Below are 11,707 nucleotides of genomic sequence, written 5' to 3'. Positions count from 1 at the left end.
GAGTGCAGCGATGTCTGTTCCGGTTCCGCAACCGATTCTGGATCACGCGGTGATTAACGTTGCCGACCAGCTCGACAGCGCCAGTGCGCGCTTCCGGCGGCTTGGCTTTCAGCTCACAGAACGCGGTCATCATTCGCTGGGTTCGAGCAATCATCTGGCCATCTTTGGCGAAAATTATCTTGAACTACTTGGTTATGAATCCGGTAAAGGCAGCCAGCGCGCCGATCTCTGGCAGTCGCCATTAGGATTGAGTGGCCTGGTATGGAAAAGCAGTGACGCCGACCGTGAGTTTCAGCATCTGGAACGTCAGGATCTGGATGGTGATCCACCCGCCTCTTTTCATCGCCCGGTCGATCTGCCCGACGGTACGGTAACTGAAGCGCGCTTTCGTACCGTGCGGCTGCGCCCTTCGCTGATACCCAATGGCCGCAGCTTTTTTTGCCAGCATCTGACGCCTGAAGCGGTATGGCAGCCTGCCTGGCAACGCCATCCCAATGGCGTGCGGAACATCAGTGAATTTGTCATTGTGGCGCAGGACCCGGCGCACTCGGCTCAGGTCTATAGTCGTCTCTTTGGTGCCGCAAACGTGCTTGCCTGCCCTGAAGGCGCCTTTGTCCTGCGCGCCGGTGCCGCCACAGTTCGGTTTGCATCAGCAGAGTATGCGCAACGTCGCTTTGGTCCGCTGCCCGAAGACTATGATGGTAGCGCCCGCATGGTCGCGCTGGGCTTTGAGACCGGCGATCTCGCGCAGGTCAGAATCGCATTGCAGGCAGGTGATATTGCGTTTCAGGAGCACCCTGAGGCGATTGTCGTGGAGTCAGGTGAAGGATTTAATCTGGCCCTGCGTTTTACGTGAAGCACGGGCCTGCGTTGTGATGAAAAACGCCTCGGCTGAGGCGTTTTTTATCAATCGGAGTGATACGTCATAATCACTTTTGGCGTTCGATCGGCGTTTGGCGTCGTCTTAAATCAAAAAAACAACGATGGTGACAGGCCAAATCGCGCGCACAACGCCCGTAGGTGTGACACGGTCAACTGACGATCGCCGCTGAGGATTCGGCTGACCAGCGACTTTTTGCCAATTTCATTTTCGAAGTCACTCAGGCTGAGGTTGTGCTGCTCGATCAATACCCTCAGAACGCCAGGTCCGGTGCTGATTTCACGCTGGCGGCTATTGAAGTCGGCCATCGCAGGATCATTATCTTCATAATGAGCAATGCGGGCACAAAGCAAATCTACCAGCGGATTATCCGGCTCATGTTCAATTAGGTATTCGACCAGTTCCAGTGCTTCTTGATAATCATGTCGCTGGTTGCTGCCGGCCAGCAGCGGCACCGCTTCTGCCAGCTGGTTTGACAGCCTGATAGCTTCAGTATTCATTCGGTTACCTCCCGATATTTCTTAACAAGCTTGTCGTACTCAGCGTGCGTGCAGATATGTTTGATGAAGATTTTGCTGCGCTCAAAATCCGCGAAGAATATCACGCGCAAATGGTTGCCACTGACGTCAATGACCCACCATTTAGCGCGATACTTCATACGATCAAGGCTTGCATAAAGCGCCCTGAGATCGTCAGGACCACTGAAATTGCCCTGTCTGAGGTGACGGTAAAGCAGATCCAGTGCTGCCGCTGCATTGGGATGTTTTCTGGCCGCCTCGTCAAACGGCACGCATGAAATAACATGCATTCCATTGGCTCCTGACTGTTTCCATTATGGAAACCATCTTCTCAAAACGGCTGAGCGTTGACAAGCCGGAAACGCAGAAACCTGCTGGTTCCCGAGTACTTAATGCACCTTAAGCTGATGTAAAAATCCGGCAGAAGCTTCACCAATATGAGAATGGATGAAGGGTTACTGATAAGAATCATCGAAATGCACAGGCAACATTGCAGTTTTCTGTCGGACGATAATCCTGCCTGTGCTCTGAAATCTTTTCTGGAAAAATTGTGCCAACAGAGGCGAGAGATAGCTGGCTGGATAAAAAAAACGCCTCAACCGAGGCGTTTTTCACAGGCTTACCCGCAGATAAATCAGAAGGTATAGCTGGCGGTTACCGCGAAGTTGCGTGGCTGGCCGTAGACAACGGAGCTGGCGACGTTGGTGTCATACTCTTTGTCGAACAGGTTATTCAGGTTGCCCTGCAGCGACAGATTTTTGTTCACCTGATAGCGGGCAAACAGATCAACCAGTGCATAGCTGCCCTGTCGGGCGCGCCATGTGCCGTTGCCTTCCGGTCCACCGACATTGTTCCAGATATGTGTCTGCCAGTTCACGCCGCCGCCCAGCGTAAGCTGCTGCAGGGTCGGCAGGCGATAGCTGCTGAACAGGTTAAAACTGGTCTGCGGTAACTGTGGATTAAAGGTACTGCCGTCCCGGTTTTCCGCTATGTAGCGCGTGCCGCCAAAGGTCATCTGCCAGTTGTCGGTCAATGCGCCATTGACCTCAAACTCGACGCCACGACTCACTACGCCTTTACGGCCAATGTAGGCCACATCACCTGAACCCTGAATGGTCTGGGTGGTCGCCTCGCCAGCGTTATCCAGTTCAGTGCGGAATACAGAAACAGAGGCAGTCAGGCGACTGTCCATCCAGTCAGATTTCAGCCCGGCTTCGTAGTTTTTCCCAATAACCGGCGACAGATAAGCGCCACTGGCATCACGATAATCCTGAGGCTGGAACACCGAGGTATAGCTGGCATAAGCAGACCAGTTTTCAGCAAAGTCATAAATCAGCCCGCCATACGGGGTGATGTTATTTTCTTCCGCTTCCCCGCCTGGCGTTTCACGATTCCAGTTGGTGTAGCGTGCGCCGAGGATCAGGTGCAGCGGATCGGCAAGCGACAGTCGGGTCGCCATGTACGTCGACTTCTGGCGAACCAGCTGGGTATCACTGGCGGGCAGACGTGGCGTCCAGTCAGATTCCGGGTACTGGCCATTGAAATCGTTGAAGTTGCCCAGCGACTCAGAGGAAATATTCTCAAAGGTGCTGAAGTACTTGTTATCCTGGCGGGTATAATTGACGCCCACCATCAGCTCGTGCTGACGGCCCAGCAGTTCATACGGGCCGCTGGCAAAGGCATCGACGGCATCTACTTTGCGCTTCCCGGTGTTATAACCGGTTCCGCCCACCACAGGATAATTGGCATAGGAAGAGACGCCCGCACCCGTGCTGCGATCAAAATAGCCATCAAGATAGATCTGCTTACTGTCCAGACGCATATCGGTGTGCGTGCCGTTTAACGTCAGGTTCCAGCCGTTGTCGAAGTCCTGCTTCAGGTTCACAAAGACTTTACGGTTCTCTTTATCGTTGTAGGCCCAGTCTGGCGCCGTGTTATAGCCGCGTCGGGTATGTATCTGCGTGCCGTCGGTGTACCAGCGCGGTGCGCCGCCCCACATTGTGGAGTCTGTATTGACCTGGCTGAACTCATAACCCACCGACAGCGTGGCAGAATCGGTGAGATCGGCATCAATCACGCCATAGAAAAACTGTTTTTTAGCACCGTAGCGCTCAATGAAACTGTTGTTGTCCTGCCAGCCGGCGACCATGCGGCCACGAACATTGCCGGACTCACTGAGTGGCGTGGAAAGATCGGCCACGTAGCGCTGTTTGTTCCAGCTGCCGTAACTGGCGGAAACGGTGCCACCGAACGCTTTGCTGTCCGCGTGCTTGCGCACCATGTTGATGGCAGCAGACGGATTGCCCGGCCCGGTCAACAGCCCGGTCGCCCCGCGTACCACTTCAACGCGCTCATACAGCGCCATATCGGTCTGAGCATCGCCCAGATTCCAGCGCTCCGCAAAGGCGGTAGGAATGCCATCAACCATGTAGTTGTCGATCAAAAAACCACGCGCATAGTAGTTAGTGCGGTCCATATCTCCACTGATACCATGAATGCCGGTGGTGTTGGACAGCACATCATTCAGTGACTGGAGCTGCTGATCGGCCATACGCTGAGTACTGACGATGCTGACGGACTGCGGCACATCACGTACGGTGCCCAGCATTTTGGTGCCAGCACGGGTAACCGGAACGCTGTAATCCGTTTGCGGTGACGTTGTCACGGCATTGTCGGCTGACGCGCTGACCGTTAGCGTCTGACCATCGCTGGCAGCGGGTGTGGACGTTTCTGCGGCACTGGCGGCGTTATGCGTCAGCGACGAGGCGATGATGGCGGCCAGTAAGGAGAATCGGAATCGGCGTTGCAGCGCAGACGCCCCTGTAGCCCTGGGGTCCTGAAGATCGAAAGCGTTCATTAATTCCTCAATTATCTTTATGTTTTTATGCTGCCACTGTCACGACCTTGCATCCTGCGGGCATCGCTGCCCTGCTTTGGGTTTGAGGAACCAGAAACCCTTTCCGTGAGCGCCTGTGCGCGGGTGTGATGAACTTTCAAAGCAAATGAGAAATATACGCATTGCGATTATCATTGCAAGATTTTGTTAACAAATAATGCGAGTTTTTTCAGGATATCGTCTGCACGTTAAGCTTTTTCAAAGCCTGCTATTAAGGAGAGAGTCTTAAAATAGCCGATGGATAAACGAACGATCTGAGCAGCAGAAATGCCACATCGCTTTTATTAATTATAAAATCCTGCATCAACCGCTCATTGACCTTAAGTTGCCACTCTTTGTGCAACAATACTCGTCTTAAAGCTTTTATTTCCTTATTTAACACCAGACTTAACAGGTATTCGCACATGCGCAAAACTTCAACTCTTAAAGCGCTGATGATGACAACCACCGTTCTCACTGCTTTTACAGCTCACTCCGCCACACTGGTTCAGAATGTCAGCGCAGGCTGGGAAAGCTTCAGTGATAAGGTTGCCACAACATGGCAGCAGCCAGAGGGAATCGACTTTTATCTGCCTGCGATTACGTGGCACAACCGTGCCACGTACGATCGGGAACACATCAATAAATATAATGAAAGGCCCTGGGGCGCAGGCGGGGGGATTTCCCGCTACGATGAAAAAGGCAACTGGAACGGCATCTATTTAATGGCGTTCAAAGACTCCTTCAATAAATGGGAGCCCTTTGGAGGTTATGGCTGGGTAGCCACATGGCGTCCGCTGGCTGACCAGAATTTTCACTGGGGTGCAGGTTACACGGCAGGCGTTACCGCCCGGCATAACTGGGACTATATACCGGTGCCTGCGTTGCTGCCGCTGGCCTCAATCGGCTATGGCGATCTCGATTTCCAGATGACCTACATACCGGGTACGCATAATAACGGTAACGTCTATTTTGCCTGGCTGCGCTACCACTTCTGATCGTGAAAACCGCAGCCTTAGCGTGACATCGACATGATGGAGAGATTGCTCAAAGTGAGGGTCTCGCCATCATAGCGATGTCGCAGCAGATGATAACTTTCGCATTCAATAATCTGCTTAACCGCATCTGAAAAGGTATTCATTGCGCTACGCATCTGGCTCAGATAGTCATGGGTGTCATAGACCCGATCAATCCCCTCCAGCGCATGGTTCATGATTTTGCGGGCGACATCATTAGGCGTGTCGAGGGCTGAAAGTTTTGATCGGGCGGTTCGGCGCAGATCGCGTGGGGTAAACGGCTCCAGTCCCAGCCCACGCGGAGCGCGGATCATCCGGCGCAGCGCCTGATTCAGCGCACCTTTTGACAGCGGCTGTTGGGGATCGCGTGGTGCGGGCACCAGCCAGGGCGAATCCGGATCGGCAGCATTAAGTAACGCTTCGATGCACAGCCGCATCAGCGGTGAAATCGGCAACACATGCTCGCGCTGTGATTTATTACGGGTGCCCTGCATCCACAATCCTAACTGCAGATCGAATTCCCCTTTCTGCGCCTGCACAATCTCATCCGGCCGTCGGGCGCTGACCAGACATAAGCGCAGCGCCCAGCGTGCCTGTTCCGATAATGCCCAGTTATCCAGACCGTGCCAGAAAACCCAGATTTCCGCATCGGTGAGTTGCCGATTGCGCGGTGGCGTAGCGCGGCCTGCGACATCCCGTTTTTTCATCGAGGCAATAGGCGAATGATCGAGATAGCCCTGCATCTCGGCCCAGGCGAGAAATTGTTTGGTCAGCGCGAACACCCGACGCGCCTCCTCCTTTTTACCGTCGGCAATCAGGATGTTGTAAAGCCGGTTAAGGCGCAAACGGTTCAGCGTTTTGAGCGGCTGCGATCCGATGTTGGGCAGAACATGTTTCAGCAGAGACGAAATGGCGATCTCAGGACGCCGCCGGCTGATCAACAGTGACAGTTTTACCCAGACCTTCATCACCTGCTCTACCGTGCCTTCATCGCCAAAATTATCCAGTTCGCTCAGCGAAGCCGCTTTAACCTGCTCCAGCCAGATAAGGACATGACGGCCAACATGTGCTGAACGCGCTGTGGTTATTGTCGAATCTGTTATCACATTATTACCTGTTGCCCGTTTAAGAGCCGCCATTCTACCCATCGTTAAGTTATGACTCCAGACCTAATAAGTCTGGAGTCACAATGACGTATTCTGAGCCATTCTGAGAAACTTTTCGGGTCATGACTAAGAAGCATTTTTATGCGCTGTTTTGCTCATCTGCGTGATCAGACTGATGAATAAAAAGCCCACTGTCAGGGGATGTAAAAAATGCCTTAACGAGATATACAATGATAACTATTATCATTATCATACGCATTTGTTTACAGACCTTAATAATTCAGGGAGATTTTCTAAGTGAATGTAACCATCCGTGTCCATAAGCGCCCTGCCGCTCTGCTGCTGGCAGGTTTGTTAAGTACTTCTGCTAACGGCGCTACTCAGGAGGAGACAGAAAGGCTGGCTGATGATGAAACAATGCTGGTCACCGCGGAGCAGGAATTAAAACAGCAGCCCGGTGTTTCAGTGATTACCTCACAGGACATTGAAAAGAATTCGCCGGTCAACGACCTCTCCGACATCATCCGTAAAATGCCGGGCGTCAATCTTACCGGTAACAGCGCCAATGGTGTGCGCGGTAACAATCGTCAAATCGATATTCGCGGTATGGGACCGGAAAACACGTTGATTCTGATCGACGGTGTGCCAACAACCTCTCGCAATTCGGTGCGTTACAGCTGGCGCGGCGAGCGTGATTCCCGTGGCGACTCCAACTGGGTACCGCCGGAAATGGTTGAACGGATTGAAGTTATTCGTGGACCAGCGGCAGCCCGTTACGGTTCAGGCGCTGCTGGGGGTGTGGTTAACATCATTACCAAACGTCCGACAAATGACTGGAGCGGATCGCTGTCGCTCTACACCAACCAGCCGGAAGATGATAAAGAAGGGGCAACCCGACGCGCCAACTTTAACCTGAGTGGCCCGCTGGCGGGTGATGCACTGACTATGCGGCTTTATGGCAACATCAATAAAACCGACAGCGATGCTTTCGATATCAATCAGTCGCATAACGGCTCCGGCGCGGCCGGTCGTGAAGGCGTTCGCAATAAAGACATCAATAGCGTGTTGTCCTGGAAGATTACGCCATTGCAGGTGCTGGATTTCAGCTATGGCTACAGTCGTCAGGGCAATATTTACGCCGGGGATACCCAGTACAGTAACGGAGCCGGTAATAAGCTTATCGAATCTCTCGACGGCTCGGAAACTAATCGTCTTTACCGTCAGACCTGGGGCCTCTCGCACAATGGCATCTGGGACTGGGGACAGTCAAAACTGACTTTTAACTATGAGAAGACCAATAACACCCGTCTGAACGAAGGCACCGCGGGCGCGGGCGAAGGCCGAATCAACAGCAGTACGTTTTCGACCAGCCGCTTTGAAAGTTACCGGGCAGGAGGTGAAGTCAGCTTCCCGCTGGAACTGCTGCGTGAACAGACCGTTACGCTGGGCGCCGAGTGGAACCGTGATGAGCTGAACGATCCCAACTCCATGAATGGCACCAGTGCGCCAGGCGTTTCGATTGACGGTATCAGTGGTGATGCGGGCAGCCGCAACAGTAAAAACAGTGCGACGCTGAGTTCGCTCTATTTCGAAGATAATATCGCCGCGACCGACAGTACTGAGGTGATCCCGGGTCTGCGCTTTGATTATCACGATACCTTTGGGGCTAACTGGAGTCCGTCGCTGAATATTTCTCAGGCGCTGGGAGAAAGTTTTACCCTGAAAGCCGGTATCGCCCGTGCATTTAAAGCCCCTAACCTCTATCAGTCCAGCGAAGGCTATTTACTGGCTACACGAGGTAATGGTTGTCCGGTCAACATTACACGTGGCAGTTGCTATCTGCTGGGCAATCAAAATCTTGATCCTGAAGTCAGCGTCAATAAAGAGCTGGGTATTGAGTTCAGTCAGAGTGGATATGTGGCGGGTCTTACCTGGTTCCGCAATGATTATAAGAACAAGATCGTCGCCGGGACCGATGTGCTGGGTTACGCCTCTAATGGCAACAACATTCTGAAGTGGAGCAACGGCGGCAAAGCGGTGGTTGAAGGTCTGGAAGGTAACGTTACGATACCGCTGGTCCGTGACGAACTTGAGTGGCGGACTAATGCCACTTACATGATCCAGTCAAAGGATAAAAAGACCGGCAATCCGCTGTCGATTATTCCGGAATACACCATCAACGCCATGCTGGACTGGCAGGTGACGCAGGATTTCTCTACCAACCTGAACTGGACAATGTATGGCCGCCAGAAACCAAGGCAGTATGCGGAATCCCGCACAGAAAATGGCTCAATGTCGACTCGGGAAGTCGGGGCTTACTCGGTATTCGGGGTTAATTTCAATTATGACATTACCAAAAATCTGCGGGCCAACGCCGGCATCAATAACCTGCTGGATAAGCAACTCTACCGGGAAGCAGATGGGGCATCGACCTATAACGAACCAGGCCGTGCTTATTATGCGGGTCTGACCATGACGTTTTAATTAACCGAAGCGCTTCCAGCCGGAAGCGCTTTTTTCAGGAAAAACAACCCTCTTCCCTTACTTCGTTCCCAACTACTTAAAATCGACCTGCATCAATTCGGCAATTGTTGAATCACGTGTTGTCAGCACACAGCGATCCAGATACTCGGTGAATCTGGAAGGCTTATTCATGCCAAGCTGCAGCAGTTTGGTGTTATCAAACACCACATTCAGGTTTGAGAAGTGCCCATACAGGTTCATCGCGCGCAGCATGATGCGTTCATTGCAGGGGCCAAACAGATCCTTAAACGTTCTTCTGCTATCTGACAGCTGTTTATAGGACACCTTCTGATAATCCACACCCAGCGCCTTGTTTCCTGACGCTCTGGCCATCGCCTCATCAATTTCTGCAAACGTAACACTGCTGTGTGTTCCGGCAGAAATGTGAATGACTTCATTAATGACGTTTTCTGCGTCGAGCAGCAGAACCAGTGCATCCGCGCAGTAATCAACCGGAACCACATCAATACGATCGTCAAGGTCACAGGTGAATTTGCCCAACGCCAGTGCCATCCTGAATACCCAGAAAATGCTGGCTGAAGGCAGGCATCCCTGATCGGAATGACCCACCACAATCGACGGACGGGCAATCACCAGTGGCAGGCCTGGCAATTTCTCTGTCATCAGCTTTTCAATCGAAGCCTTACTCCATGTGTATTCAACGATATGCTGATCCCGACTGGAGTTGAGCCCGCCCTCAGTCACCAGTGAGCCAGGTTCCGGCGCACAGGACATAGCGGTTCCAACGTGGATAAATTTTTTCAAGCCTTCAACCCGGCTCATTCGTTCGGCAAACCGGAACGTGCCTTCAACGTTCACTTTCCAGATGGCAGGATTATTACCAAATGAGGCGACGGCGGCGCAGTTAATGACATGGGTAACGTCATTAAGTCGTGAGTCATGAATAAAATTATCCGTAAATGCCAGGTCACCCAGGATAATATTTTCAGGTGCTATCGAATTGATTACTGACTCCTTTAAGCCAAAATTCTTCAGGTTGGCTGCAAGCCTCTTCAACCCTTCATCAACGGTCTCGCCTCTGACCAGCAGCAGCAGTCGATCCTTAACGCTGTTCTGTAATAAATTTGCGACGACAGCCCCGCCTAAAAAACCTGTAGAACCGGTAATAAGGATTTTTTTCATAATAGTGCCATTTAATCTGGTTGATCAAAGGAAAGCATTAACAGAACGCTTCCCGAACAGGAAAAATTATTGTGGTTACCATATTTATGGTGGTCTTAAAGATAAATTATGGTTTGACGCCAAATCCTAAACTGACGACTTAAACACTTCTCAGCCTGAGAACCAGACCAGTATAAAGGTAATAACTATCGTCAGGCTCAACAAGACTGAAGATATTTCATTAAACTTGTTCATTTAGATTCTGTTTATATTCCATGATCAGAGTGCCACCTTTAAATATTTACACCCTCTGTTGAACTCACGATCTGATTTGAACAATTTTTGCCATTTGGGATCAAGATTTATTTAAAATTTTTTTCCTGAACTTATTATAAATTTAAAGAATGAAGTTTGTTGGTGGGTTATTTATGGAGAGTCAGTTCAGACTGTGTGTAGAACATGTGTAGAAGCTAAACAAAAACGATTTATCATATAAATCCCTGCACTTGTTTATCCCTTGTTTAATGTTCATCAATTACACCCTTGGCCGTTATAAAATATTTCCGGGCAGACTCTCCGGCGCATTCTCGCATTGCACTTCAGGTGACAGGCATGTTTACAACACACTTAAAACTTAAAAATACCGGCTGGGAAGAGTGCACCCTTTCTGCTTATGCTCAGCTTTACACTGCATTTGGGGGAAGCGTATGCACCCATCCCCGTGTTCTCGCCTATCTTTCTGAGCGTGAAGGCGTCTGTATTCAGTACTATATAAAAAGGCGACATGGACAACCCATTGCTGGGGTATTTTCAATTAATGGCTCTCTGGAATATAAAAAATCAAAGCTTCCCTTTGTTTTTGATGATTTAATCCTCCCGATTAAATCGGGTGAGAAAATTATCCTCCCTTTTAAAACCAAACGGTTATCGCCCCATTCTCAGGGCGTAATTTTTAACAGCATCCGTCACAACCTGTTTAAGAAAAAAATAGCTCACATCAAGTCCGACTTTTCCATGAAAACCGCTAAGAAGCGTACCGGAGAGGTACGGCGATTCAGAAAAGCGGGTGGAACAGTCGAAGATGTCTCCTCTTTTTCCCCTGCTGAATTGTCGGCTATTTATCAGCACCTGTTCGATTTGCGGTGGCAAAACACCCTTACGTGTACTGACACCAGCATCCTGACTGAGACGTTCACTACGTTCAGAGATATGATTTTCGGCAAAGTCTTATTCATCAATGACTCACCCTGCGCTTTTGACCTCAATTATAAAGTTGAATGCCCATCATGGTTTTATTTCGAGGACGTTAATGGCGGAATTGACCCGCAGTTTAAATCGATGGGGGTGGGTTCTGTCTTACTCTGGGAAAACATTCAGCACGCCAGAGCGTTAGCGGCGTCATCGGATAAGAAATTTATTTTTTCTCTGGGGGCTTACAACCCAGGCTGGCATTATAAAAAACAGTGGTGCGATATTATGCCCTCAGGCCGTACGCTATTCTGAAGCGAGATCCTTTTAGGTGATTGCATTGCAAACTGAATTTCATCCCGGCAATGCAATCATCTTTTAAACGTTAAATAATTTAGCGTCTACACACAATCTCAACACACCCTCAACTGAGAATAAACGCGTGTCCGATAACATGGGTTATCACTTTTAGAGACGAG

General features: G+C 50.7%; 9 protein-coding genes. 4 read left to right on the top strand and 5 right to left on the bottom strand.

What is annotated here, in order from left to right; genetic code table 11:
- Nucleotides 1–10: 10 nt before the first annotated feature.
- The gene (locus AC6I8J_RS19905; RefSeq protein ID WP_161736332.1) at nucleotides 11–856 is read left to right on the top strand and encodes a VOC family protein; all 846 of its coding nucleotides are present in this window, start codon (nucleotides 11–13) and stop codon (nucleotides 854–856) included.
- Between the two features lie 113 nt (nucleotides 857–969).
- Here the strand turns inward: AC6I8J_RS19905 and AC6I8J_RS19900 are convergent, their stop codons facing one another.
- The 3 genes from AC6I8J_RS19900 to fhuE form a co-directional block, all read right to left on the bottom strand.
- Nucleotides 970–1,380, bottom strand: coding sequence for a helix-turn-helix domain-containing protein (locus tag AC6I8J_RS19900; protein ID WP_497825750.1), 411 nt, complete (start codon nucleotides 1,378–1,380; stop codon nucleotides 970–972).
- Complete coding sequence (locus AC6I8J_RS19895; RefSeq protein WP_253418132.1) at nucleotides 1,377–1,688, bottom strand: type II toxin-antitoxin system HigB family toxin; 312 nt, start codon at nucleotides 1,686–1,688, stop codon at nucleotides 1,377–1,379. The genes AC6I8J_RS19900 and AC6I8J_RS19895 overlap by 4 nt, the downstream gene beginning before the upstream one ends.
- Before the next feature lie 344 nt (nucleotides 1,689–2,032).
- Nucleotides 2,033–4,255 (bottom strand): ferric-rhodotorulic acid/ferric-coprogen receptor FhuE, encoded by a 2,223-nt coding sequence (gene fhuE, locus AC6I8J_RS19890; RefSeq protein ID WP_497825749.1) that lies wholly within the window; start codon nucleotides 4,253–4,255, stop codon nucleotides 2,033–2,035.
- A 443-nt stretch (nucleotides 4,256–4,698) separates the two neighbouring features.
- Between fhuE and pagP the strand changes: the two genes are divergently transcribed.
- Entirely contained in the window at nucleotides 4,699–5,271 is a 573-nt protein-coding gene (gene pagP, locus AC6I8J_RS19885; protein ID WP_161736328.1) for a lipid IV(A) palmitoyltransferase PagP, read from the top strand.
- Between the two features lie 17 nt (nucleotides 5,272–5,288).
- Here pagP and AC6I8J_RS19880 read toward each other — a convergent pair whose 3' ends face one another.
- Nucleotides 5,289–6,428: a tyrosine-type recombinase/integrase gene (locus tag AC6I8J_RS19880; protein ID WP_497825748.1), complete on the bottom strand. Its 1,140-nt coding sequence runs from the start codon at nucleotides 6,426–6,428 to the stop codon at nucleotides 5,289–5,291.
- Nucleotides 6,429–6,704: 276 nt separating this feature from the next.
- On the opposite strand from AC6I8J_RS19880, the gene AC6I8J_RS19875 reads away from it, so the two are divergent.
- Nucleotides 6,705–8,879, top strand: coding sequence for a TonB-dependent siderophore receptor (locus tag AC6I8J_RS19875; protein ID WP_285088874.1), 2,175 nt, complete (start codon nucleotides 6,705–6,707; stop codon nucleotides 8,877–8,879).
- Nucleotides 8,880–8,951: 72 nt separating this feature from the next.
- On the opposite strand, the gene AC6I8J_RS19870 is transcribed toward AC6I8J_RS19875, so the two are convergent.
- The gene (locus AC6I8J_RS19870; RefSeq protein WP_497825747.1) at nucleotides 8,952–10,061 is read right to left on the bottom strand and encodes an SDR family oxidoreductase; all 1,110 of its coding nucleotides are present in this window, start codon (nucleotides 10,059–10,061) and stop codon (nucleotides 8,952–8,954) included.
- A 591-nt stretch (nucleotides 10,062–10,652) separates the two neighbouring features.
- Between AC6I8J_RS19870 and AC6I8J_RS19865 the strand changes: the two genes are divergently transcribed.
- Nucleotides 10,653–11,543: a GNAT family protein gene (locus AC6I8J_RS19865; protein ID WP_260058562.1), complete on the top strand. Its 891-nt coding sequence runs from the start codon at nucleotides 10,653–10,655 to the stop codon at nucleotides 11,541–11,543.
- The last annotated feature ends 164 nt before the right edge of the window (nucleotides 11,544–11,707 follow it).

The sequence above is a fragment of the Pantoea sp. X-Soil-ISGK-355 genome (assembly GCF_059730805.1).
Note: the sequence above shows the minus strand (reverse complement) of the source record. Positions and strands in the feature narration are given on the sequence as shown.